Raw genomic sequence first — 25,307 nt, forward strand, 5'->3', positions numbered from 1 at the left:
GAGGTCCTCTTAGAATGCGCTCCACCCTCGTTAGCCAGTTCGGCGATCCGCGACAAGTGATTGCGCTCGTCGATGCCGAGCGCGTGCCGCCCGGTCCCGGCGAGGTCGAGATTGCGCTGTCCCTGTCGGCCATCAATCCCTCCGACCTCATTCCCGTCACCGGCGCCTACAGTGCCCGGACGACGCTACCCTTCGTGCCCGGCTTCGAAGGCGTCGGCACAATTGCCCGCGTCGGCACCGGCGTCGAGACCTTGAAGCCCGGCGATCGGGTGATCCCGATCGGCGCGAGCGGCCTTTGGCAGGAATATCTCGTGCGACCGGCCGAATGGTGCTTTTCCGTCCCTGATGATATCGGCGACCGCCAGGCGGCAACCAGTTACGTCAATCCGCTGACAGCACTTCGGCTTATCGAAACGCTCCGTGCCCATTTCGGATCGATGGCCGGGCGCAGGATCGGCGTAACCGCCGCGGGCTCGGCCATCGGCGGCATGCTGATGAAGCTTCTCGCAGGCGAAGGTGCGAAACCGGTCGGGATCGTGCGCAGCGAACGCAGCGCCGAGCGGCTGGCTTCCGACGCCGTGGGCGAAATCGTCGTCGCCGATGCGGGTCATATCCCTTCTGCGCTAACCTTCGACGCCATTCTCGACGCGGTCGGCGGCCCGCTTGCCGGCGACCTCATCGGCCAAACGCTCCTGCCCGGCGCTGCATTCATCCAGTACGGCGCCCTGAGCGGCGTGCCCGTGCCGATACCGGCGATCCAGGCGCGGCCGGATGTGCGCTTCTCCTTCCTGTGGCTGAGAACCTGGGTGCACGCCGCCGGACGGCAGGCCATCGAAGAGGCCTTCGCCCAGAGTTTTGCCGGTCTTCGCTCCGGTATTTTTTCGAGCCGCATTGCGCGAACCTACCCGCTCAGCCGTCTCGATGAGGCCCTGGCGCATCAGGAGGACCCGCATCGCGACGGCAAGCTGCTCATCGATGCGCGCTGTTGAAAATCAGTACTTTCCCTTGAGCGTGCCATGGACCTTGGCAGGTTGGAGCACTAGTTTCCGGGCATGACCACGCTGCTCTATGAAAATCCGGTCTTCCTGGAACACGAGGTTCCGGAAGGTCATCCCGAACGGCCGGACCGGCTGAAGGCGCTGAACCTTGCGCTCGAACACCCGAATTTCGCCGATCTAAAGCGGGTAAAGGCGACGAAGGCGAGCGAAGACCTGGTGCTGCTGGTGCATCCGGAGGAGCACCTGCGGACTGTCAAGCGCGCCATCCCCGAAGAAGGCATCAACGATCTCGAAGCCGACACCTACGCCAGTCCCTTGAGCCTCGAGGCGGCACTGACCGGCATCGGCGGCGCGGTCGAGGCAGTGGATGCGGTCTTCACGGGTAAGGCGGACAACGCCTTCGTCGCGGCGCGTCCGCCCGGCCACCACGCCGAGAAGAACAAGGCGATGGGCTTCTGTTTCTTCAACACCGTTGCGATCGCCGCCCGCCACGCGCAGGTGGCACACGGAGCGGAACGCGTCGCGATCGTCGATTGGGACGTGCACCATGGCAACGGCACGCAGGACATTTTCTGGGACGATCCGTCGGTGCTTTTCTGCTCGACCCACCAGATGCCGCTTTATCCCGGCACTGGCGCCAAGGACGAAACCGGCGTGAAGGGCAACGTCGTCAACGCGCCGCTCTCGCCCAACACCGGCAGCGAGCATTTCCGCGAGGCATTCCGTTCTCGCGTCCTGTCGGCGCTGACCAACTTCCGGCCGGACTTCATCCTGATCTCGGCCGGTTTTGATGCCCACTACCGCGATCCGCTGGCGCAGATCAACCTTGTCGCCGAGGATTTCGACTGGGCGACCGGCCGCCTGCACGAGATTGCCGACCGCAGCGCAGGCAACCGCATGGTCAGCCTGCTCGAGGGCGGCTATGACCTGCAGGGGCTCGCCGAGTCGGCCGGCATGCATATTCTAAGACTGATGAGAGGGTAACCATGACCACCACCACGCAACCGGACGTTTCGGCCCTCTCCTTCGAGCAAGCCGTCGAGGAACTGGAGCGTATCGTCTCGGCGCTGGAACGCGGCGACGTCGCGCTCGACAAGTCGATCGAGATCTATGAGCGCGGCGAAGCCCTGAAGAAGCACTGCGAGGCGCTCTTGAAGGCTGCCGAGGACCGGATCGAAAAGATCAGGCTCGACCGCGCCGGCAAGCCGCAGGGCGTGGAGCCGCTCGACGCGGAGTAATCGGCCCGGGATTGGTCAACGTCCGGAAACGCTGCGTCTTCGCCTCGCGCCTACCCGTAACCTGCGTCAGGCGCTAGGGTCGTTTAAGACCACATGAACAACGGGAGCGTGCCCCATGTCCTTCTTTCCAGGCCCCGACCCGCTCGCCGGCGACAAACCCGCCTGCGATGCCATCGAACATCTGATCATCCCCCGCACCAGCGACATCGGCGGCCTGCAGGTTCGCCGGGCGCTGCCGACCGCCAAGCGGCGGCTCGTCGGGCCGTTCATCTTCTTCGACCGCATGGGTCCGGCCCTTTTGCGCGCCGGCGAGGCAATCGACGTTCGGCCGCATCCGCATATCGGCCTTTCGACCGTGACTTATCTGTTCGACGGCGAGATCAAGCACCGCGACAGCCTTGGTACCGAAATGGTCATCCGCCCCGGCGACGTGAACCTGATGACCGCCGGCCGCGGCATCGTTCACTCCGAGCGTTCGCCGGAAAACCAGCGCGGGCATGAACGCTCGATTTCAGGGCTGCAGACCTGGCTGGCGCTTCCCGACCACAAGGAAGAGATCGACCCGATCTTCGACCACACGGAACGGCACATGCTGCCGCAGCTCAACGATGGCGGCATCGATGCCCGGGTCGTGATCGGCAGCTTCGAAGGACAAAAGTCGCCGGTCTCCGTCTTTACCGACACGATCTATGTCGACCTCAACATCGCGCCCGGCAAAAGCGCGCCGTTCGCCGCCAATTGGGAAGAGCGCGCGCTCTACATCCTGTCCGGCGAAGCGATCGTTGCCGGCGACCACTTCGCCGACAATCAGCTGCTGGTCTTCCGCCCGGGCGACGAAATCACCGTCACCGCCGGTCCGCTCGGCTGTCATGTCATGCTGTTCGGCGGCGCGGCACTCGGCTCGGCCCGTCACATCTGGTGGAATTTCGTGTCGTCGTCGAAGGATCGCATCGAGAAGGCGAAGGAAGAGTGGCGTACGGGCCGTTTCGACATCGTGCCCGGCGACGAGGAGGAATTCGTGCCCCTGCCCGCCGGTTGAGGGCGTGGGACAACAGCGAGAGGTTGCCGCTTCGAAGCGACAGATCGCCGCTTCGAGTTGCCGCATGTTTCCTTAAATCGATTTCGATTCAGGGATTCATGCGCTAGTCTCTTGGACGACGACGCAGGAAAGCCTAATTTTGCATTCAGCGACAATTGCGTCTAAAGAGCCGCTTTAACGGTACCACCAACTATCGCGCACCCGATCCGTGCGGTGCGCATGAGGCATGCAGCGTGACACAACTGCCAACCACCCCGATGCCGGCAACCCCCCTGCTCGACAAGGTGACCTTTCCCGACGATCTGAAGAAGATCGACGACAGGGATCTGCCGCAGCTTGCCGGCGAAGTTCGTGCAGAGATGATCGACGCGGTCTCGCGCACCGGCGGCCACCTCGGCGCGGGCTTGGGCGTCGTCGAGTTGACGATCGCTATCCACAAGATATTCAACACGCCGCATGACCGGCTGATCTTCGACGTCGGTCATCAGTGCTACCCCCACAAGATCCTGACCGGCCGTCGCGATCGCATCCGCACACTGCGCCAGGAAGGCGGCCTGTCCGGCTTCACCCGTCGCGCCGAAAGCGAATACGATCCCTTCGGTGCCGCGCATTCGTCAACGTCGATTTCCGCCGGCCTCGGCATGGCCGTCGCTGCCGACCTCGACGGCAAGAACCGCAATGTCATCGCCGTCATCGGCGACGGTGCGCTTTCCGCCGGCATGGCCTATGAAGCGCTCAACAATGCCGGCGCGCTCGATGCCCGCCTCATCGTCATCCTCAACGACAACGACATGTCGATCGCGCCGCCGACCGGCGCGATGAGCGCTTATCTGGCGCGCCTTGCTTCCGGCCGCACCTATATGGGCATCCGCGAAGTCGGCAAGAAGCTGACGGCCTACCTCGGCAAGACGGTCGACCGGGCGATCACCCGCGCCGTCGAACACGCGCGCGGCTATGTCACCGGCGGCACGTTGTTCGAGGAGATGGGCTTCTACCATATCGGCCCGATCGACGGTCATTCGTTCGAGCACCTGTTGCCCGTGCTGCGCAATGTGCGCGACAACGCCAAGGGGCCGGTGCTGATCCATGTGGTGACGCAGAAGGGCAAGGGCTATCCACCCGCCGAAGCCGCTGCCGACAAATACCATGGCGTCAACAAGTTCGACGTCATCACCGGCGCGCAGGCCAAGGCAAAGCCGAACGCCCCCGCCTACACTTCGGTTTTCGCCGAAGCCCTGACGCAGGAAGCCGGTTTCGACGACAAGATCGTTGCGGTCACAGCCGCCATGCCATCCGGCACCGGACTCGACAAGTTTGCGCTGGCCCATCCCTCACGCTGCTTTGACGTCGGGATCGCCGAACAGCATGCCGTGACCTTTGCCGCCGGTCTCGCATCCGAAGGCTACAAGCCCTTTGCAGCGCTTTACTCGACCTTCCTGCAGCGCGGCTACGACCAGGTCGTCCACGACGTGGCGATCCAGGGCCTGCCGGTGCGCTTCCCGATCGATCGTGCCGGCTTCGTCGGCGCCGATGGGCCGACCCATGCGGGCTCCTTCGACACGACCTATCTCGCCACCCTGCCCGGCTTCGTCGTCATGGCGGCCGCCGACGAGGCAGAGCTGAAACATATGGTGCGCACGGCTGCCGCCTATGATGCCGGCCCGATCTCGTTCCGCTATCCGCGCGGCGAAGGCGTGGGCGTCGAAATGCCCGAGCGCGGCCAGATCCTGGAAATCGGCAAGGGCCGCGTGGTCAAGCAGGGTTCCAAGGTCGCCCTGCTTTCCTTCGGCACGCGCCTCGCCGACTGTTTGATGGCCGCCGAGGATCTCGACGCGGCGGGCCTTTCGACGACGGTTGCCGACGCGCGCTTTGCCAAGCCGCTCGACCACGACCTCATCCGCCAACTCGCGCGTCATCACGAGGTGCTGATCACCATCGAGGAAGGCGCCGTTGGCGGCTTTGCCAGCCACGTGCTGCAGTTCCTCGCCGAAGATGGCCTGCTCGACGGCGGCCTGAAGGTTCGCCCGATGGTCATGCCCGATATCTGGATGGAGCAGGCGAAGCCTGAAGCGATGTACGCCGCCGCCGGCCTCGACCGTGCCGGCATCGTCTCGACGGTGTTCAAGGCGCTCGGCCAGAAGCAGGATATCGGCATCGGTGCGGCCGGCTAAAGCATTTCCAGGAAAAGTGCGAAGCGGTTTTCCGTCAGGAAATGCGTAAAAACAAATAGATAGAGTGTTTCTACGACTCCGTCAAAACGGAAACGCCCTAAGGCTACGCGTCCGAAGGAAGATCCGCGGAATCGGGTGTCAGCGACCTTTCTCGGTCGCGTCGTCACCTTATGACCAAGCGCCGCAGAGGTCCGTCGGCGCATCGCGGAGGCCGCGAAAGCGGGCAGTCCGAGACAGTAAAAAACCCCGGCGATCAACCGGGTTTTTTTGTTTCTTTCCAACGACGATCAGAATTCCTGCCAATCGTCCTGCACCAAAGCCGCATTGCCATGCGATACGGGACGGGTGGCACTTGCCGTGCGCAGCGGCGCCGACGGCGCCGCCATCGTGCGTGCAATGGCGCGCAAATCGCTCGCGGCGACCGCGCCATTCGGGCGGCCCGGCAATGTGAAGCGGGCGATCAGTTCACGCAGGCGGCCGGCCTCGCTGGCAAGCTGGGCACTGGCGGCATTGGCCTCTTCGACCATCGCCGCGTTCTTCTGCGTCACCTGGTCCATCTGGTTGACGGCGGTGTTGACTTCGCTCAAGCCCACCGACTGTTCGCGCGCCGAAATGGCGATCGCGTCCATGTGTTGGTTAATGGTGGCCACATGGCCACCGATCGCCTTCAGCGCCTCGCCGGTATCGCGCACCAGCTTGACGCCACCTTCGACCTCGACGCTGGAATTGCGGATAAGCTCCTTGATTTCCTTGGCAGCCTTTGCCGAGCGCTGGGCAAGCTCGCGCACCTCCTGGGCAACGACGGCAAAGCCCTTGCCGGCCTCACCGGCGCGGGCCGCTTCGACGCCGGCATTCAGCGCCAAAAGGTTGGTCTGGAAGGCGATCTCGTCGATGACGCCGATGATGTTGGCGATCTGGCCGGAAGAGCTTTCGATCCGGCGCATCGCCTCCACGGCACTTGCCACCACGACACCGGATTTGGCAGCACTTGAATTTGCCTCACCCGCCACGATGCGCGCCTCTTCAGCACGCCGGGTGGAGCTCGTGACGTTGGCGGTGATCTCGTCGAGGGCCGCCGCGGTCTGCTCAAGCGATGCAGCTTGCTGTTCCGTGCGCCGCGACAGGTCGTCGGCGCTTTCGCTGATTTCGCGCGAGCCGCCGTCGATCGAGCCGCTGGAGTCGGCCACCGCCGCCAGCGCATCGCCAAGCCGGGACACGGCCGAATTCAAGTCGTGACGCAGCTGCTCGAAATCCGGAGCAAAGGGTTCGGTCAATTGGAAGGCGAGGTCTCCGGCCGCCAGGCGCTGCAGGCCTCCGGCAAGACCGGAGGTCGCCTGACGAAGACGCGCCTGGGCGGCAGCTTCGGCTTCCTCCTGCAAACGCATCCGCTCGGCATCGGCACGCGCGCGGCTTTCCGCTGCTTCCGCCTCCAGCCTCTGGTTGGCGATCGCCGCCTGCCGGAAGATTTCGACTGCGCCGGCCATTTCGCCGATTTCGTCGTTCCGGCCAGCATAGGGAATGGCAGACGCGGTATCGCCTTCGGCAAGACGCGTCATCGAACGGGTGGTGGCGACGATCGGCCTGGAAATCGTTCGACCGACGAGAAAGACGGTTGCCGCGATGATGGCGATGGCGGCCAGGACCGCGCCAAGCGCGATTTTCTCAGCGAACTGCTGCATCGCTGCGCTTTCGGTCTCGGCCGCAGCCTTCTCGGCTTCGATCGCCGTCGCCATCTGCTCGAAGATCGGTTCGACAGTCGAAAAGGTCTCCGACATCCGCGTGCGCAACGCAGTCTCGCTTTCGGCCAGCGCGGCGTAGTCCGCAAAGGCGGCACCGTAATTCTTCAATGCCGCCAGGATCTTGGCCTGGCTTTCCTTGCCGCCGAACGTCTCGGCCGGGAAGCCCGCGAAGGCCTTCACCTCCTCGGTATGCTTCTCGACGTATTTGTGGTCGCGCCGCATAATGAAGTCTTTCTCGTGGCGCCGCATCGTCAGCATGCTGGCCTGCAGTCCCTTGTCCGAAACGGACTTCAGCGCCTCCTCGATCGAGTGAACGGCAGCACGCATCACGCCCTCCTTGCCGGCTGACGGCTCGAGGCCGAGCGTGCGATTGGCGTCGGCAACCGCCACGAACTGGCCGAGGTAGCGCTCGTAGCCCTCGGAGATCAGCTTGAGTTGCGACTGCGTCGACTGGCTGGACAGTAGCTTGCCGAGAGCGGCGATCGTCTCATTCGCCTTGGTGGCGATTTCCTGATGCGAGGCAGCATATTTCTCCTGCCGCCGTAGCAGGAAGTCCTTCTCCGCGCGACGGTTCTGCAGGAACTGGCTTTCAAGCACCAGAAGCGTGCGGTCCGCGTCCCTGTACGCCTGCACCTGCTGGCGGTAGCCCTCCTCTATGTTCCGCTGCACGAGGAAGATGGCGACGATGGCGAGAATGCCGGCGACAGCGATGGGCACGAGCAGGCCGATGCGGTGCGAAAGCCTGAGATGGAAGCGGGACATGCGGGAAACTCCTTGCGCCGGGAGGCGTCAGGTCGGGGGATGATCAGATGTGTCGGGAGGTCCGATTTGGAGCGGAGGGCCTGCATCATGCAGGCTACGACATTGGCCGAAAGTGCCACTCATCATTTAAGGAGGAGTGAATATTCCCCTATTCCATTAGGGTTTTGTTGCCGTGTCGTTACCGCCGCGCGACCCGCTCTGCAGCGAGGGGGCTTGCCATAAGGCCGGCAACCCTCCATGAGAAACACATGTCAGAAGAACGCCAGAATGAAGAACACAAGAATAGAGTCCGTCTCGACCAGCTGCTGCTCAACACAGGACTGGTCGCCAGCCGCGCCCGTGCCCGCGACGCGATCCAGCGCGGCACCGTCAAGGTCGATGGCCGTACGGTGACCAAGCCGTCGTTGGCCTTTGCCGAAAGCGTGACCATCACCATCGACGACCCGGCGCAGGACTATGTTTCCCGCGCAGCGCTGAAGCTTGCCGCAGCGCTCGATCATTTCGCGCTCGATCCCTCCGGCGAAAGCTGTGTCGATATCGGCGCCTCGACCGGCGGCTTCACCGAAGTGTTGTTGAAGCGCGGCGCCGAGCATGTGGTTGCCATCGATGTCGGCCATGGCCAGATCCATCCGCGCATCGCCGGCGATCCGCGCGTCACCAGTATCGAGGGCCTCAACGCCCGCGCGATGACCGAGGACGACATCGACAACCGTGACGTCACCTTCATCGTCTCCGACGTTTCCTTCATTTCGCTGAAACTCGCCTTGCCGCCCGCACTCGAGATGGCGCTTCCCGGCGCGCTTTGCATCCTGCTGGTCAAGCCGCAGTTCGAGGCCGGTCGCGATGCCATCAGCAAGGCCGGCCTGCTGAAGGATCCCGACAGCGCGCCGGCGGTTGCCGCCGAGCTCGAGCGCTGGCTGGTCGAAGACATGGGCTGGCAGAGCCTCGGCCTGATCCCCTCGCCGATATCAGGCGGCGACGGCAACGTCGAATTCCTGCTGGCCGGGAAAAAGCCATGAGCACCCAGACCCTGACCATCGCCCGCCTGGGCGCGCAGGGCGACGGCATCGCCGAGACCGAGGCTGGTCCCGTCTATGCGCCCTTCACGCTGCCGGGCGAGAGCGTGGCGCTTGCCGTCAACAAGTCTCAAGGCACATTGATCTCGCTGCGCGAAGCATCCCCGGATCGCGTCGAGCCCCGCTGTCGCCACTTCGGCCCGGAGGGTCAGAACGGAACCTGCGGCGGCTGCACGCTGCAGCATGCCGCCGATGGTCTTTACCAAACCTTCAAGCGCGATCTCGTAATCAGCGCCTTGAAATCGAAGGGGTTGAAGCCTGATGTCGCGCCGCTGATCGTTGCCCATTCGGGCGAACGCCGCCGCGCCGTCTTCACGGCCCGCAAGACCGAGAAGGATCTGCTTCTCGGCTTCAACCAGGCGGAAAGCCATCACATCGTCGCGATTTCGGAATGTCCCGTCACGAGCCCGGGCATCGTCTCGCGGCTCGCCACCATCGGCAAGATCGGCTCGGCCATGGCCGTCAATGCCGAACCGTTCCGCATCACCGTGCTCGAAACGCTTTCGGGACTCGACCTCTCCGTTGACGGCATCAAGGGATTTGGCGACCGCGAACGCCGGCGCACCGTCGAAACGGTTCTCGGCGAACGCGGCATCGCCCGCGTCAGCCTCAACGGCGAAATCATCGTCGAGCCGACGAAGCCGGTGATCGAATTCGGTGGTGTGTCCGTCTCGCCGCCGCCAGGCGGTTTCACCCAGGCAACGCTTGCCGCGGAAGAAGCGATGGCAGCGCTGGTGCTCGATCATCTCGGCAAGGCCAAGCGCGTTGCCGACCTTTTTGCCGGCAGCGGTACCTTTGCGCTGCGTATCGCCCGTAAGGCCCGCGTGCACGCGGTCGAGGGCGAGGACAAGGCGCTGAAGGCGCTCGACTTTTCCGCCCGCAATACGCAAGGGCTGAAGCCGGTGACGATCGAGAAGCGCGATCTCTTCCGCCGCCCTGTCATGGCGCAGGAACTCAAGGTTTACGATGCCATCGTCTTCGATCCGCCACGCGCGGGCGCGGAAGTGCAGTGCCAGGAGATCGCCCGCTCCGGCGTTAAGAAGGTCGTCGCCGTCTCCTGCAATCCGATAACGCTTGCCCGCGATCTCGCGATCCTCGTTGCCGCCGGCTACCGCATCACGTCGGTCACGCCAATCGACCAGTTCCTCTGGTCGGCCCATGTCGAGGCCGTTGCAACGCTCGAGAAATAGAAAAGGCCCGGATTTTTTGGGCGTGAGATTGTCGACGGGCGGTTGTTCCCTTCCCTCCGTCATGCTCGGGCTTGACCCGAGCAGCGGGCTTGACCCGTGCAGCGGGCTTGACCCGTGCAGCGGGCTTGACCCGTGCATCGGGTTTGACCCGAGCATCCAAACCCAGGACCTCGAACGTAAACCACCCTCTTCTGCGGGAAGTGGATCCTCGGGTCGAGCCCGAGGATGACGATCGGGTCGAGCCCGAGGATGACGATCGGGTCGAGCCCGAGGATGACGAGGAGAGAGGTCGGCGTCCAATATCGGCATTGCCGGCAGGAGAAAGGCCCGGGGTTCCCGGGCCTTTGTTTCAGTTCGACTTGAGGCCTTTGCCATCTCGATTCACGAGAACGCCCTATCCATTTGTTTTTTTCACAGGTCTAGAGACGCGACACGTCGTGGAGAAGTATTCTCCACTCAAGCCGCCCGGCGCCGGGACGTTGGCGCCGGCGCATAGGCGCTCTGGGTATTACCGAGGTTGAACTGGGCGAGAAGCGCGTTGAGCGAAGCGGCTTCGGAAGCCAGGCCATGGCTTGCCGCCGTCTGCTCTTCCACCATCGCCGCGTTCTGCTGCGTGCCCTGGTCCATGGTGTTGACCGCGGTGTTGATCTCCTGAAGACCCGTCGACTGTTCGCGCGTCGCCGTGACGATCGCGCTTACATGCTTGTTGATCTCCTGCACTTCGGCAACGATCGTCTCCAGCGCCTTGCCGGTATCGCCGACCAGCGTCACGCCGCTGCGCACCTGGTTGCCCGAGGTGGTGATCAGCGCCTTGATCTCCTTGGCAGCATTGGCCGAGCGCTGGGCAAGCTCACGCACTTCCTGGGCGACGACGGCAAAGCCCTTGCCGGCGTCACCGGCTCGTGCGGCTTCGACACCGGCGTTGAGCGCCAGCAGGTTGGTCTGGAAGGCGATGTCGTCGATGACGCCGATGATGTTGGAGATCTCGCCTGACGACTTTTCGATCGCATGCATTGCCTCGACGGCATTGGCAACGACCTCGCCGGACTTTTCCGCACCGGCGCGGGTGCGGGCGACCAGCGCACCGACTTCCTCGGCGCGGCGGGCAGAGTCCTTGACCGTCGTGGTGATCTCCTCAAGCGCAGCCGCCGTCTCCTCGACGGAGGCTGCCTGCTGCTCGGTGCGGCGAGCGAGATCGTCGGCCGCCGAGCGGATTTCCGTAGCACCGGCATCGATGCCGCGGGCGTTGGCCCCGACGGCGCAGAGCGTGTCGTGCAGCTTGGCGACCGAGTTGTTGAAGTCGGCGCGCAGGCGGTCGAGACGATCGGCGAACGGATTGTCGATGCGATAGGCGAGATCGCCCTCGGCCAGACGGCCAAGACCGGTTGCCAGACCATCGACGGCCTGCTGCACTTCGGCGGCGTCGCGCGCATCGCGGGCCTGGCGCTCCAGACGCTCGCGCTCCGACAGCGACCGGTTCGCATCCGCCTCGTCTTCGAGACGGGCGCGCTCGACCGCATTGCCGCGGAAGACGGCAACGGCGGCGGCCATCGAGCCGATCTGGTCGCGACGGTCTTCGCCGGGGATTTCGACGTTGAGATTGCCGGCCGCAAGCCTCTCCATCGCACCGGTCATGTCGGTGACCGGGCGGATGACAAGACGGTTCAGGAAGGTCGCCAGGAAAACGAGCATGACGCCGACGGCGAGAATGGTCGCAACCGTCGCGGCAATGCGGAACTGGTCGATGGCGGAATAGGCGACATCGGCATCGATGACGAAGCCGACATACCACTCGACCGAAGGCAGGCCCTGAACCGGCACGAAGCTGACGATCATCGGCTTGCCGTCGAGTTCGGTGTTCATGATGCCGGAGCTGATCGAGGGCGTGTCGATCGGGAAGGCGTCGGAAAGTGACTTGGTGACGAGTTTGGCGTCCGGGTGGACGAGGATCTGGCCGTCCTTGTTGGCGAGGAAGGCAAAGCCCTCACCACCGACATCGATGCCCTTGACCATCGATACCAGCGTTTCCAGCGAGAAGTCGCTGCCGGTGACGCCATAGAGCTTTCCGTCGCGCTTGACCGGAACGGCAGCGCTGATGATGAGGTCACCGGTCGAGGCGTCGACGTAGGGCTCGGTCAGCACGCGGGCGTCGGCCTTGACGGCCTGCTGATACCAGGGGCGCTGGCGCGGATCGTAGCCAGCCGGCATCGGATTGTCCGGCCAGGTGATGAACTTGCCGCTCTCGTTGCCGACATAGGTCGAGATGAACTCGTTCGTCAGCACGTCGTTCTTGAGGATCGGCTGGACGCCGTTGTCATCGGTCGTGCGACCGGCGGCGTCGGCCACCATCGCCGTCAGCGTGACGCGACCGTTGAGCCACTTGGCAACGCTCTGTGCCGCCTGGACGCCGGAGGACGAGATGTTCTCTTCGACCGCCTTGGTGGTGGTATCGTGCTGAAGCGTGTCGATATAGACGGAAAAGCCGGCAAACGCGGTGACAACGACACAGGACGCGGCGACAAGAATGCGCGTCATGAGGTTCGATCGCTTGGACAAGATGGGCTCCTAACAGGGGCCGGCGTGCTTCGCCGGACATGAGCTCTCGATGATTTTCACGCGCAGCATCGCTCAACCGCCGGAAGGTGGTTGGTCAAGCCTCGGGAAAACGTTGAACATGCCAAAAAGGCGGGGCCAGCCATGCCTCATGCGGCCGGGGCCACCCACGTGAGGGGTAGGCCTATCGCGCCGCACGCTAGCGATTGCTATTTAAGAAGCGATTAAAATTGACATATGCAAGTTCGGGATGCCGGCAGCAACGCGATCTTCACAATGGGAGGGTTAAAAGGCCAGCCCGGCTTTGCCTGACCCGACGCCGAAAAGCGGCGCCGGGAAACGTCCTAAAGCATGTCGCGCAAAAGTGCGCAGTGGTTTTGTGCTAACGGCATGCGCAAAAAAAACGTTAAAGCGCAGCAAGCGAATCCCAGAGATCGCGACGCGCTTTAACGACGCATGAAAGCCTCGAAAGCGGCCCTCGCCTCGGCGCTTTTCAGCTGCGCTGCAAAATGCTTCGCCTCTTCGTCGATGCGTGCGATCACGTCACTGCGGTCACCGCGGACGAGATCACGGGCGATGCGCAGGGCCTCCGGCGGCTTCTTGGCAAGGCGCATGGCGAGTGATAGCGTCTCTTCCTCGACAGCATCCTGGCCGACGATCTTCCAGATCAGCCCAGCCTCGAGTGCGTCGCGCGCCTCCAGCGGTTCGCCGGCTGCAAGCAAAGCGAAGGCCCGCTGATGCCCCATGATGCGCGGCGCAATCAGGCTCGATGCCGCCTCCGGCACCAGCGCCAGATCGACGAAGGGCGTCTTGAAGACCGAGCGTGCGGAAGAGATGGTCAGGTCGCAATGCAGATGGATCGTCGTGCCGATGCCGATCGCGAGCCCGTCGACACCGGAGACGACCGGCTTGGCCGCGCTCGCCAGCGCTTTCAGAAAATCGATGACCTCCGTGCCCATGCTGCCGCCCATGGCGAATGCCAGAAAGTCGGCCATGTCGTTGCCGGCGGAAAAGCAACCGTCGGTGCCGAGAAAAGCGGTGACGCGAACGGCAGGATCGGTGCCAGCGACCGTCAGCGCGTTGGTCATCTTCGCGTACATGTCACGCGTGATGGCGTTCTTCTTTTCCGGCCGGTTGAAGCGGATGACCTGAACACCCGGATAGGCCTCCGGGCGTTCGACAAGCACCTGGTCGGTCATGATTTTCCCCTCAACCCAATACGGCGCGCGCGGCAGCAAGGCTGTCGGCACCGGTAACGACACGATCCTTCAAGGCGGAGGTTTCCGCCAGCATGTTTTCCGCGGCAAACCGGCTGAGAGCAATACGCTGCTCGTCCTTGCCGTCGGACCCTTCGGCGAGACCGCCCTTGGCAAGATAGGCGCCGGTCAAGGCGAGGCCGAACAGGCGCTGATAGGCGGTCGCGCCCGCGAGCGCTTCGGAGAGCTTGCCGGCCGAGACAGCCGTAAGCAGCCATTCGGTCGCATCGGAGAGTTCGTCGAGTGCCGCTTCGACGCGCGCGGCCGTCTCGCCGAAACCTTCGCGGTTGGAGGCGCGAACCGCCGCACCGATCTGGCGCAATTCGGCGATGAAGCCGCGGACGTGCTCGCCACCCGAAAGCGGCAGTTTGCGGGTAACGAGATCGATCGCCTGAATACCGTTGGTGCCCTCGTAGATCGGGGCGATGCGGGCATCGCGCAGGTAACGGGCGGCACCGGTCTCCTCGATGAAGCCCATGCCGCCATGAACCTGAATGCCGAGCGAGGCGACGTCGACGCCGGCATCGGTGGCGAAAGACTTTGCGATCGGCGTCAGCAGGCTGGAGCGCTCCTGCCAGAACGTCGCCTTGTCGCCTTCTGCCGCATGCCCCATGTCCACCGCGTGGGCACAGGCATAGGCGATGGCGCGCGACCCTTGGGTCAGGGCCTTCATCGTCAGCAGCATGCGGGTAACGTCGGGGTGTTCGATGATCGGGCTCATGCCCTGGCCGGACCAACCGGGAGCCTTGCCCTGCGTGCGTTCCTTGGCAAAGGCGATCGCCTTCTGGGTGGCAGCATCGGCGATCGCAACACCCTGCATGCCGACGGCAAGCCGGGCGTTGTTCATCATCGTGAACATGCAGGCAAGGCCACGGTTTTCCTCGCCGATGAGGTAACCTATCGCCCCCTTCTCGGCGCCGAACTTGCCGTCGCCATAGATCATCGTGCAGGTCGGCGAACCGTGGATGCCGAGCTTGTGTTCGAGCGAATGGCAAAACAGATCGTTTCTCTCGCCGAGCGAACCGTCGGCGTTCACCAGGAACTTCGGCACGAGGAACAGCGAAATGCCCCTGGTGCCCGCTGGCGCATCCGGCAGCCGTGCCAGGACGAGATGGACGATGTTGTCGGTGAAATCGTGTTCGCCCCAGGTGATGAAGATCTTCTGGCCGAAAATGCGATAGCTGCCGTCGTCGCGGCGCTCGGCCCGGGTCTTGAGAACGCCGAGATCGGAGCCGGCGTGCGGCTCCGTCAGGTTCATGGTACCGGTCCATTCGCCGGACACCATCTTCGGCAGGTAAGTCGCCTTCAGCGCCTGGGAGCCGTGCTTCTCCAGCGCGTCGACGGCGCCCATGGTCAGCGTCGGCCCGAGCGCGAAAGCCATCGAGCCGGCGTTCCACATTTCCATGGCCGCGACATGCAGCATGTGCGGCAGGTTCTGCCCGCCAAATTCTTCCGGCGCCGTCAGCCCGTTCCAGCCGCCGCCGATCCAGTTGTGATAGAGATCGCGCCACCCCTCTGGTGTCTGGACCTTGCCATCGACGAGGCGCGAACCCTGCTTGTCGCCGACATCGCCGAGCGGTGCCACTTCTTCCGTCGCGAAACGGCCGGCCTCCGACAGGATTGCATCCACGAGATCCTCGCCGAGGTCGCCAAGGGCGCCGCTTTCCAGCGCGCCGGCCATACCGGCCACATGCTTCAGCGTGAATGCAATCTCGTCAACGGGTGCCTTGTACATGATGATCCTCCCAGATACCGGGCCGCTTTCGCAGCTGCCGGCGCATCTTCGTTTGGCCGAACACTATTGATTTTTACGTAAACGTCAACGTCAATTCAACCCACACGGTGACGGCTGCGGACGCGGACGGCACTGTAACAAAACTGTCATCAACGACGCATAGAAGCCAGTAACGATGGCTCTCGCCAAGGCGTTCAAATGAACCTGATTTCCCCTGAGATACCCGGCCTCGTCTGGGCTTACCGCTTTCTGCCGGGCGAAAGCCGATGCCAGCGCATCGCCAACGATGCGTCGATTGACGGCCTGCTCAAGAGCGACGGTTGGATCTGGCTGCATCTGGCACTTTCGGACGCGCGCACGCCGGCGCTCATCGAGCGGATCGGCAACCTGCCGCCAACGGCCGTGACGACGCTGACCAGCCACGACACCCAGGCCGCCATCACTGTGTCGGATGATATCGTGCACGGAACGCTGGTCGATTTCGAGCGCACCTTCGACGCAGTGACGAAAACGATTGGCTGGCTGCATTTTGCCGTCAGCGACAAGGTGATCATCACCACCAGGCTGCATCCGCTGCGTAGCATCGACCCGGTGAAGGCCGCGGTCGAAAAGAGCACCAAATGTGCGCGGCCGATCGACCTCTTCGAGATGCTGGTGGTGGAATTCCAGCGCACGCTGATCTCGCTGGTGCTCGAACTGACCGAGGAACTGAACGTCATCGAAGACCATGTCTATGGCGAAGCCGGTCACCGGCAGCAGCCGGGCCTGGCGCCGTTGCGCCGGACGGTGGTTCGCCTTCACCGGCATCTGCGCACGATCCTTGCCCTGCTTCGCCGCGCCGGCGCGTCGGAGGAGGATGAGGTGCCGCCCGGCTTCATCGACGTCACCGAGCGCCTCTCCGATCGGCTCGAGGCCGTCGACCGCGACGTCTTCGCGCTCCAGGAGCGCGCCAGGTTGCTGCACGAGGAAATCGACAGCAAGATTTCGTCCGAAACCAACCGGCACCTCTACATCCTGTCGCTGATGACGGCCTTCCTGCTGCCGCCGACGCTGGTCACCGGTTTCTTCGGCATGAATACGGGCGCCCTCCCCTTTGCCGATGGCAGCGGCACCCTTTATGCGGCGCTGTTCATCGCGCTTTCCATGGGCCTTGCCTGGTGGATCCTCAGGCGGATCGGCATTCTGTAGCCGCAACCCGATATGAAAAAGGCCGGGAGAATTTCCCGACCTCTTTTGTTTGCCCAGCTCTTGCCGCCTCAGCTGTAAGGCGAATAGCACTGCCGGCGCGGGGCGCCATAGGGCTGGTAGGTGTTGTCGTAAGCCCTGTAGGAGCGGTAGCGGTCGTAGCACCACTGCACATGGCGGCTGCCATACGCCGGAGCGGGACGCTCGTAGCGTGGCGGCTGGGCGATTGCTCCGCCGATGATCACGCCGGCACCAAAGGCGGCCATAGGGTACCACCAGCCATTGTAGTAGCGATAACCCGGACGGCGATAGTTATAACCGCGATAGCCATTGTAATAATAATATCCGCCGCGACGTTCGTAGCCGGGGCGGCGATACTGGATCTCGGTGGCGTCGCTCTGCCGTTCAACACGCGGTGGAGCCGGCATGAAAGCCTGGGATGGTACGGCTGAAGTCATCAGGACCGCGGCAGCAACCACCGCGGAGAACCACTTGCCTGTCATTATCCTCATATAACCCTCCATAAGAGCACCGTGCGCCGCTTCCGACGCCGGCGAGCCACCATCACAACCGCCAGTTTTGCGTGATTTCATCCCTGTGTCGATACCGATCCTGACTATGGCCCGATCGAAGGTGACGAAATCGTCGCCCAACGCCTAAGTGACGGGTTTTGTTCCATGTTCCGGCATACAAAGTTGAGCCTCACGCAATGCAAACGCAAATCGTGCAAGGCCGGCTTCATGGTTGTGATGGGTGCCCTGTGGCGCCGCTGATATCGGACCAGCCGGTAGCGGCGCTTACAGAAGGGCTCGCTGATATACAGCCATAAGTCTCTATACATTCGCCACCGTCTCAAGCACAGTCGGCTCGGGGACTGGGATTTACGATCAATTAACTTTAGTGTCGGCAATCTCATTGAATGGCTAAGCGGTATATCTCCACCTTAAGGATGATTCTGCGCCTCGCGACCCTTCTGGGTCTGGCATTCGCGGCGGCGAACGCACGCGCCGGCGAACTGGAGCCCTGGAAGTCGAAATCAAACGCCATCATCGTCGACGCATATGAAATGAACAGCATCGACTGGGAGGCAATGCTCGCCGACAAGCGCATTTCCGGCTTCATCGCCAAGGCCTCGGACGGTCTGCCGGAAAGCTTCTCCTGCACCGGCGACCACGGCGGCGATACGGTCGCCCACTGCAAGACGATGTGGCGCAAATACGCCGTCAGCCGCGAACTCTACCAGACACGGCGGATGCTCGCCCGCTCCCACGGTCTGCTGTGGGGCGCCTATCATCTCGCCCGCCCGGGCAATCCGGTCGATCAGGCCAATCACTTTCTCGACTATGCCGATCCGCGCGACGACGAGTTGATGGTGCTCGATCTCGAGGGTATCGACCCGGAAAAATACATGTCGCTCGAAGATGCAGCGATCTTTGCCGGACATATCAAGACCCGCACCGGCCGCTACCCGATGCTCTACACCAACCACGTCACGGCGAAGTACATCGCGGCAAACCGCCCCAAACATCGCCTGCTGTCGCGTCTTCCGCTCTGGTATGCGCGCTACAAGCCGGATATCCGTCAGGTTTTCCCGATGGGCAACTGGGACAGCTATGCGCTGTGGCAGTTCTCATCCGGCACCAACTGCGGCAAAAAGCGTTGCCCTTACCGAGTGCCCGGCACGCTCAACGACATTGACGTCAATGTCGCGGCGATGAACAGGACCGCGTTGCGATCGATCTGGGCTGGCGGGACGTTGCTGCCCGAAAAGCCAATGCCGTTGATTCTCGTAGCGAGGGCCGATGAAGGGGCCGGCACATCCAGCGCTGCCCGGGCAACGGCCACAATCGAAAGCCCGCCCTTGCTCATCAGCCGTGCCGAAGCTGCTAGTGCCGCTGGCGAAGGCGTCGACATGATGGCGACCGGAGCGATCGATTTCGGCCGGCACGACCGTGCGGTGCGGCTGGCGGCCAGCCGCTGACGGGCTCGGTCGCAGAAAGAACACTCCTTCCCGCGACCATCACCCACAGTCAGGCTTCGATCTGCACATCTCCGAGCGGCCGGGAGCAGCAGGCGAGGATGTAGCCCTCATCGATTTCGTCGTCGAGAATGCCGCCATTGTGGTTCATCTCGACCTCGCCGGCGACCTTCATCACCCGGCAGGTTCCGCAGATGCCGCCTTCGCAGGCGGCACCGATCCTGACGCCATTGGCCCGCGCCGCCTGCAGGATGGTCTGACCGGGCTTGGCCTCGATCTCCTTGCCGCTCATGGTGAACACCACCTTGGCGCCTTGCGCGTCGGCGTCGGCTGCCGCCCCTGCCCTGACGGCAATCTCCTCGGCTGCCGGTGCTGCGGCTGGCTGGAAGCTTTCCTCGTGGTAGCGGCTCATGTCGAAGCCGGCCGCCTTCAAGAGCTCGCGCATGCCGCGCATGAACGGTTCCGGACCGCAGCAGAAAACCGTACGCTCCATGAAGTCGGGCGCAAGCAGCGGCAGCTTGGCGCCGTCGATGCGCCCGCGCAGGCCGTGCCATCCATGCCTGGCCTCGTGCCCCTCGACCACAAATCCGAGGTTCAGGCCGGACATCTGGCGCGCCAGCACTTCGAGCTCCGAGCGAAACAGAAGATCGTCCGGCCGTCGGGCGCAGGAAATGAAGGTGACGTCGGTCTCGGGAATACAGTCCGCCATCCACCGCGTCATCGACATCATCGGCGTGACGCCGGAACCCGCCGATATGAAGAGATATTTTTCGCCGGGATGGCGCACGAAGCTGAAATCGCCGAGCGGGCCGAAGGCCTTCAGCCGCATGCCGGGCTTCAGATGATCGAACATCCAGCGCGTGCCGATGCTGTCTGCCTGCGCCTTGACGGTGACGGCGATCGACAATGGCCGGGAGGGCGTCGACGACAGGGTGTAGGTCCGCATCACCGGCTCGTCGCCAGCGACCGGCAGTTCGAGCGTGACGAACTGCCCGGGCAGATAGCGGAACCAGGCCGGCTTCTCGGCCCGGAAGGTAAAGGTCATCACATCGGCGGTCTCGACGACCGCCGATGTGCATTCAAGCATATGCTGCCTGTCGATCCAGACATGAAGCTCATCGAAGTGATGAAACGAGGATGCCATCTGCATGTCAGGCGACCCGGAAGAGCGGTGCAGCGGCGCCCTGCAGGCGCTGTTCCATGAACTTGCAGTACCACTCGACGAACTGCATCACGCCGCCTTCATGATCGGGCGAATAGGGGCCGGGCTGGTAGGCCGGAGAACGGATGCCGAAGGCGTTCTCCTCGACGATCTGCCGGTCCTGATCGTTGGTCTCGGTCCAGACATGCGTCAGTTCCTCGAGGTTGTAATCGACACCTTCGACGGCGTCCTTGTTGACCAGCCACTTCGTCGTCACTTGCGTCAGCTCCGGGCCGAGCGGCAGGACGCGGAAGGTGATGGCATGGTCGGCCAGCACATGGTTCCAGGTCGACGGATAATGGAAGAGCAGGAGCGTGCCGATATGCCCCTGGCTGACGTCTGCCGACAGCTGCCGCCGCACGGCGCGGGCGCCGGACATGGTGTAGCTCTCGGCATCATCGATCAAGGGCATGCGCGCCGAGCGGAACTGGCCGGTCTCGGACATGCGGAACTCGCTCGGCAGACCGGCGGCTTCGCATTTCGCCCAGTGCGCGGCAATGACCGGATCATCCTTGGCGCCCTGCACGCCGGTGGCCGTCGGGGCTTCCGGATAGGTGCGGCAGAGTTCGGGATGATTTGCGGCACAATGATAGCACTCGCGGTTGTTTTCCCAGACGAGCTTCCAGTTGCCCTTCTCGATGATCGTGCTTTCGAAGGCGACCTTGGTTTCGCCGAGACGATGCGGTGCGAGATAGGGCGCGACCATGTCGCGGAACGGGGCGAAATCCATCGGCTGTTCGGACAGGTTGATGAAGATGTAGCCGCCGACGGTTTCGCAGTGGATCGGCTTCAGGCCGTGGGCCGTCTTGTCGAAATCCTCGCCCATCTGGCGGGCAAAGAGCAGCGTGCCGTCAAGCTCGTAGGTCCACTGATGATAGGGACAGACGAGCTTGGCCGAGGAGCCCTTGTGCTGCGAGCAGACGCGCGAACCACGATGGCGGCAGGAGTTGTGCAGGGCGCGGATCGTGCCCTGCCGGTCGCGGACGATAACGACGGGATAGTCGCCGACCTGGACGGTGAAATAGTTGCCGGCGCGCGGTATCTCGCAGTTGTGGCCGATGAACAGCCAGTCCTTGTACCAGATGCTTTCGAGATCCTGCCTGTAGTAGTCGGGGTCTATGTAGAAGGCCCGGTCGAGGCTGTAGCCGTCGCGCCGACCCTTCAGCTTGCGGAGCATATCGCCCTTGATGTCCATGTCCTGTCCTCGTTCGCCTTGTTTCGGAGAGGCAGGACTGGAACCCGCGCAGGCGCATTGCCTGTGCGATGACGGCTCCGATCCGGCTGCCCGCCGCAACCCGTTACGGTCTATTCGTATCAAGGCTGGTTTCCGGGCTCAGGAGCCGTCCGCAAGGACCAGCCCGGCGCCTTCCCGGACGATACCGTCCAGTGGCCTTGTGCCGAGGCTTTCGCTCCACCACCGTTGCGGGGGCAGCGCCGGGATTTGACCGGCTTCCCAATTCTCCGCCCTCCCTAAAAGGCGGCACCTTGAGTAGGGATATCTAATCGCGGAAGCCATCGCAGTAGCTGCCGATTAACGACATCCGATTCCAGAAAGACGACACCGCATATCGAGTGTCCGAAATGCCTCATGCTTGGTCATTTTTCATTGTAAACAATGGGATAGATCAATGATTGGGCAATTGTCGGTTTTTCCGGCAGGGCTGGCGCGAAAACGCGGAGCCTTCGCCAGTTTGCGACATGCCTTCCCGTTTCGCTGAGGCGGGTCCCCGCACGTGCGTGAAATCTTCCATTAACCATAATGCATTAGCGTCGCCTGACGGAGAAACCGGCCGAACCGGCAAACAGCGCATTGAAGTTCATGCCAAAGCTCAAATACTACGACGCCGCAGCCGAGAAGCTGCCCACGATCGCTCCGAAAGTGGCGGCCCATACGGAATTCCTGCGCACCGGCCGGATCGATCGACGCCAATGGTCGCAGCGCGAACGGCGTTATCTGAGCTATGACGAGGTTGCCGAGCGCACCGGCCACAAGCTGACGACCGCTGGCGAAACGACGCACAAGCGGATCAACGGCTTCCATACCTCGATCCAGTTTCCGAAGATGATCTTCCACCGCACGCTCGCCGGCCGGCCGCATCTGGGCTATTGTCATGTGACGGCGGCCAGGACGCATCTCGCCCAATCCAAGGATGTCACCTGGTCGTTCTATTTTGCCAACTTCTTCTGCGACCTCGGCGACGAAAAACACTTCTTCGAACGCATCCAGACCGGCTATTCGCGGATGTATTTCGCCGTCGCCATCGAACCCGATGCGCAGGAGGGTCAGATGACCATCAATCGCAGCGTCCGCGACAACGGGTTGATCTTTCGCACCGACGACCCGAAGGTTGCGCTCAAGAACGTTCTGATGCTCGGCGCACGCGACGAGGCACTGAGGCGCATCATCCGCAGCCTCTAAACAGCCGACCCGCATCCCTTGAAGAAAATCGTTCTGTTTTCGACGTGGCTCCGTTAAGGAAGCCTCGGAAAGGGAAACGGAAGCGACATGGCCGAAATCATCGATACACGGACCGAGCCGGAACGGGCGATCGAGCGTGCCTGCGCCGTGCTTGCCGAAGGCGAGCCCGTCGCCATCCCCACCGAGACGGTCTACGGCCTGGCAGCGGATGCTACCAATCCGGATGCGATCAGCCGCATCTATGAAATGAAAGGGCGTCCGCGCTTCAACCCGCTGATATCGCACGTGTCCGATATTGCGATGGCCGAAGCCCATGTGACATTCGACCCATTGTCCCGGCGCCTGGCCGAAGCCTTCTGGCCCGGCCCGCTGACATTGATCCTGCCCCAGCGCGCTGCAAGCTCCGTGCACGCGCTCGCCTCGGCCGGCCTCGACACGCTCGGCATCCGCATGCCGGACGGTTTCTCCCGTCGGGTGATCGCCCGCTTCGGCCGCCCGCTCGCGGCCCCGAGCGCCAATACCTCGGGCAAGATCAGCCCGACCAGTGCTGCCCATGTTGACGCCGATCTCGGCCCACGTCTCAAGCTCATTCTCGACGCCGGCTCGGCGGAGATCGGCCTTGAATCGACGATCATCAAGGTTGAGGACGGGGCGCTGCATCTGCTGCGTCCGGGCGGTCTCGACGTCTGCGACATCGAAAAATTGACGGGCCTTGCGGTATCGAGACCTGAGAGCGCCGGAGCGACGATCGAGGCGCCTGGCATGCTCGCCTCGCATTACGCGCCGGGTGCGGCGGTACGGCTTGAGGCCGGCGACGTGCGCCCGGGAGAAGCCCTGATCCGCTTCGGCAATGCAGCGCTGCCCGGCGAAGAACACGCCGCGATCGTGCTGGACCTCAGCCCGACAGGCAGCCTGCGCGAGGCGGCTGCCAATCTTTTCGACTATATGAAGAAGGCGGACGCCAGCGGCGCCGCAACCATCGCCTTCGGCCCGATCCCCTCCGAAGGGTTAGGCGAGGCGATCCTCGACCGGCTGCAGCGCGCGGCCGCCCCCAGAGACTGATCGACAGACACTGAAGCGCCGGCGGGCGCATTTGCGAAGGCAGGGCCATGACGACGACGCTCCCCTCTCCCGAACTGATCGCCTCCTTCATTGACATCGTCGGTAGTGCCAATGCGCTGACGAACCCGGCCGACCTTGTGCCCTATCTCATCGAATCCCGCGGGCTCTATAAGGGCACCACCCCCATGGTGCTTCGCCCCGGTTCCGTCGAGGAAGTGTCGCGCATCATGAAGCTTGCAACCGCGACCCGAGCGGCAATCGTTCCGCAGGGCGGCAACACCGGCCATGTGGCGGGTCAGATCCCGCGCGAAGGCAAGGCCGATATCGTCCTGTCGCTGCAAAGGCTGAACCGGATTCGCGACATCGACCCCGTCGGCAATGTCATCGTTGCCGACGCCGGCTGCATCCTTGCCGACATTCAGAAGGCGGCCGACGACAACGACCGGCTGTTTCCGCTTTCGCTGGGGTCGGAAGGCTCGGCCCGCATCGGCGGCAACCTCTCGACCAATGCCGGCGGCACGGCGGTGCTTGCCTATGGCAATATGCGTCAGCTTTGCCTAGGCCTTGAGGTGGTGCTGCCGACCGGCGAAATATGGGACGGGCTGCGGCGGCTGAAGAAAGACAATACGGGCTACGACCTGCGCGATCTGTTCATCGGCGCGGAAGGCACGCTCGGGGTGATCACCGGTGCCGTGCTCAAGATGTTTCCGAAGCCGCTTGGCCATCAGGTGGCCTTTGCGGGCGTCGGCAGCGTCGAGCATGCGCTGACTCTCTTCGACAAGGCGTCAAGCCTCTGCGGGACCGCGCTCACCGGTTTCGAACTGATGCCGCGGCTTGGTGTCCAGTTCACGACGAAGCATATTCCCGGGGTCCGCGATCCGATGGAAACCGTGCACTCCTGGTACGCGCTCATCGACATTTCCACCTCCGATTCCGCCGAAAGCGCTGAGCGCATGATGCATGAACTGCTGGAGCAGGGCATCGTCGCCGGCCTTGTCGAAAACGCGGTGATTGCGACCAGCGAAGAACAGCGCAAGGCCCTGTGGCACATGCGCGAAAGCATGTCGCCGGCGCAGAAGCCGGAAGGCGGCTCGATCAAGCATGACGTTTCCGTTCCGGTTTCGAGCATCCCGGCCTTCATGAAAGAGGCCGATGCTGCCGTCATGCGGGCGATGCCGGGCGCGCGCATCTGCTCGTTCGGCCATATGGGCGACGGCAACATTCACTACAACATCTCGCAGCCCGCCGGCGCCGACAAGCAGGCCTTTCTCGACCGCTGGCGGGAAATGAACGCCATCGTTCACGGCATCGTGCTGAAATACAACGGCTCGATCTCGGCCGAACACGGGATCGGACAGCTGAAGCGCGACGAGCTCGCCGCGGTCCGCCCCGAGATCGAAATCGAGTTGATGCGCCGCATCAAGCACGCCTTCGACCCGGCGGGCATCATGAACCCCGACAAGGTGTTGCGGGCGGGCTAGAGCTTTTCCAGGAAAAGTGCGAAGCGGTTTTCCGTCAGGAAATGCGTAAAAGTAAGAGATAGAGCGCTTCCGTGACTCCATCTAAAGCGGAGACGCTCTAGGTCGTGTGGACTCTTGGGATTTCCAAGGGTGAGCAAATCAGATTCAAGACTGTCTTTTGGAGGCAGTCATGGGTGTTTTGGATCGTCTGATCCTTCGGGACGAGCAGTGGGAGCGGATATCGC

General features: G+C 63.1%; 19 protein-coding genes and 1 riboswitch. Of the genes, 12 read left to right on the forward strand and 7 right to left on the reverse strand.

The genetic code is table 11. The features are described 5' to 3' along the window. The first annotated feature begins 14 nt into the window (after positions 1-14). From AC244_RS32680 to dxs, 5 genes are all read left to right on the forward strand, one after another. Positions 15-989, forward strand: coding sequence for a zinc-dependent alcohol dehydrogenase family protein (locus tag AC244_RS32680; protein ID WP_053252983.1), 975 nt, complete (start codon positions 15-17; stop codon positions 987-989). 63 nt (positions 990-1,052) lie between these two features. Continuing rightward, positions 1,053-1,982 carry a histone deacetylase family protein gene (locus tag AC244_RS32685; protein ID WP_053252984.1) on the forward strand — a complete coding sequence of 310 codons (930 nt, stop codon included), beginning with the start codon at positions 1,053-1,055 and terminating at the stop codon, positions 1,980-1,982. Positions 1,983-1,984: 2 nt separating this feature from the next. Further along, entirely contained in the window at positions 1,985-2,236 is a 252-nt protein-coding gene (locus AC244_RS32690) for an exodeoxyribonuclease VII small subunit (protein ID WP_025426149.1), read from the forward strand. A 115-nt stretch (positions 2,237-2,351) separates the two neighbouring features. Continuing rightward, positions 2,352-3,275, forward strand: a complete 924-nt coding sequence (locus AC244_RS32695; protein WP_053252985.1) for a pirin family protein — start codon at positions 2,352-2,354, stop codon at positions 3,273-3,275. A 233-nt stretch (positions 3,276-3,508) separates the two neighbouring features. Further along, complete coding sequence (dxs, locus tag AC244_RS32700; protein WP_152976215.1) at positions 3,509-5,446, forward strand: 1-deoxy-D-xylulose-5-phosphate synthase; 1,938 nt, start codon at positions 3,509-3,511, stop codon at positions 5,444-5,446. 287 nt (positions 5,447-5,733) lie between these two features. Here the strand turns inward: dxs and AC244_RS32705 are convergent, their stop codons facing one another. Then, on the reverse strand, positions 5,734-7,947 hold the full coding sequence (locus AC244_RS32705) for a methyl-accepting chemotaxis protein (protein WP_234717103.1): 2,214 nt from the start codon (positions 7,945-7,947) through the stop codon (positions 5,734-5,736). A gap of 248 nt (positions 7,948-8,195) precedes the next feature. Here AC244_RS32705 and AC244_RS32710 point away from each other — a divergent pair, with 248 nt between their 5' ends. Both AC244_RS32710 and AC244_RS32715 read left to right on the forward strand, forming a co-directional pair. Beyond that, positions 8,196-8,966, forward strand: a complete 771-nt coding sequence (locus AC244_RS32710; RefSeq protein WP_053252987.1) for a TlyA family RNA methyltransferase — start codon at positions 8,196-8,198, stop codon at positions 8,964-8,966. Beyond that, on the forward strand, positions 8,963-10,213 hold the full coding sequence (locus AC244_RS32715; protein ID WP_053252988.1) for a class I SAM-dependent RNA methyltransferase: 1,251 nt from the start codon (positions 8,963-8,965) through the stop codon (positions 10,211-10,213). Before AC244_RS32710 ends, AC244_RS32715 begins: the two co-directional genes overlap by 4 nt. 456 nt (positions 10,214-10,669) lie before the next feature. On the opposite strand, the gene mcpU is transcribed toward AC244_RS32715, so the two are convergent. The 3 genes from mcpU to AC244_RS32730 form a co-directional block, all read right to left on the reverse strand. Beyond that, on the reverse strand, positions 10,670-12,748 hold the full coding sequence (mcpU, locus tag AC244_RS32720; RefSeq protein WP_234717104.1) for a methyl-accepting chemotaxis protein McpU: 2,079 nt from the start codon (positions 12,746-12,748) through the stop codon (positions 10,670-10,672). A 464-nt stretch (positions 12,749-13,212) separates the two neighbouring features. Continuing rightward, positions 13,213-13,965, reverse strand: coding sequence for a crotonase/enoyl-CoA hydratase family protein (locus tag AC244_RS32725; RefSeq protein ID WP_053252990.1), 753 nt, complete (start codon positions 13,963-13,965; stop codon positions 13,213-13,215). Positions 13,966-13,975: 10 nt separating this feature from the next. Further along, positions 13,976-15,757 carry an acyl-CoA dehydrogenase gene (locus AC244_RS32730; RefSeq protein ID WP_053252991.1) on the reverse strand — a complete coding sequence of 594 codons (1,782 nt, stop codon included), beginning with the start codon at positions 15,755-15,757 and terminating at the stop codon, positions 13,976-13,978. Positions 15,758-15,955: 198 nt separating this feature from the next. Between AC244_RS32730 and AC244_RS32735 the strand changes: the two genes are divergently transcribed. Next, positions 15,956-16,945, forward strand: a complete 990-nt coding sequence (locus AC244_RS32735; protein WP_053252992.1) for a transporter — start codon at positions 15,956-15,958, stop codon at positions 16,943-16,945. A gap of 68 nt (positions 16,946-17,013) precedes the next feature. Here the strand turns inward: AC244_RS32735 and AC244_RS32740 are convergent, their stop codons facing one another. Beyond that, on the reverse strand, positions 17,014-17,445 hold the full coding sequence (locus AC244_RS32740) for a BA14K family protein (RefSeq protein ID WP_202596150.1): 432 nt from the start codon (positions 17,443-17,445) through the stop codon (positions 17,014-17,016). Between the two features lie 416 nt (positions 17,446-17,861). Here AC244_RS32740 and AC244_RS32745 point away from each other — a divergent pair, with 416 nt between their 5' ends. Continuing rightward, positions 17,862-18,923, forward strand: a complete 1,062-nt coding sequence (locus AC244_RS32745) for a glycoside hydrolase family 25 protein (protein ID WP_053252993.1) — start codon at positions 17,862-17,864, stop codon at positions 18,921-18,923. A gap of 49 nt (positions 18,924-18,972) precedes the next feature. Here AC244_RS32745 and AC244_RS32750 read toward each other — a convergent pair whose 3' ends face one another. Together AC244_RS32750 and AC244_RS32755 are read right to left on the reverse strand one after the other, a co-directional pair. Continuing rightward, positions 18,973-20,070, reverse strand: coding sequence for a hybrid-cluster NAD(P)-dependent oxidoreductase (locus AC244_RS32750; RefSeq protein ID WP_053252994.1), 1,098 nt, complete (start codon positions 20,068-20,070; stop codon positions 18,973-18,975). A gap of 1 nt (position 20,071) precedes the next feature. Further along, a complete protein-coding gene (locus AC244_RS32755) occupies positions 20,072-21,316 on the reverse strand; it encodes an aromatic ring-hydroxylating oxygenase subunit alpha (RefSeq protein WP_053252995.1) in 1,245 nt (414 codons plus the stop codon). A 105-nt stretch (positions 21,317-21,421) separates the two neighbouring features. Further along, positions 21,422-21,624, reverse strand: a riboswitch (cobalamin riboswitch). 316 nt (positions 21,625-21,940) lie between these two features. Here AC244_RS32755 and AC244_RS32760 point away from each other — a divergent pair. The 3 genes from AC244_RS32760 to AC244_RS32770 all read left to right on the forward strand — a co-directional run bounded on the left by AC244_RS32760 (position 21,941) and on the right by AC244_RS32770 (position 25,083). Further along, the gene (locus tag AC244_RS32760; protein ID WP_053253003.1) at positions 21,941-22,540 is read left to right on the forward strand and encodes a DUF6656 family protein; all 600 of its coding nucleotides are present in this window, start codon (positions 21,941-21,943) and stop codon (positions 22,538-22,540) included. Between the two features lie 87 nt (positions 22,541-22,627). After that, complete coding sequence (locus AC244_RS32765) at positions 22,628-23,602, forward strand: L-threonylcarbamoyladenylate synthase (protein WP_053252996.1); 975 nt, start codon at positions 22,628-22,630, stop codon at positions 23,600-23,602. 47 nt (positions 23,603-23,649) lie between these two features. Beyond that, positions 23,650-25,083: an FAD-binding oxidoreductase gene (locus tag AC244_RS32770; protein WP_053252997.1), complete on the forward strand. Its 1,434-nt coding sequence runs from the start codon at positions 23,650-23,652 to the stop codon at positions 25,081-25,083. Positions 25,084-25,307: the final 224 nt, after the last annotated feature.

It is taken from the genome of Ensifer adhaerens (genome assembly GCF_001270265.1).
Classification (GTDB): domain Bacteria; phylum Pseudomonadota; class Alphaproteobacteria; order Rhizobiales; family Rhizobiaceae; genus Ensifer; species Ensifer adhaerens_B.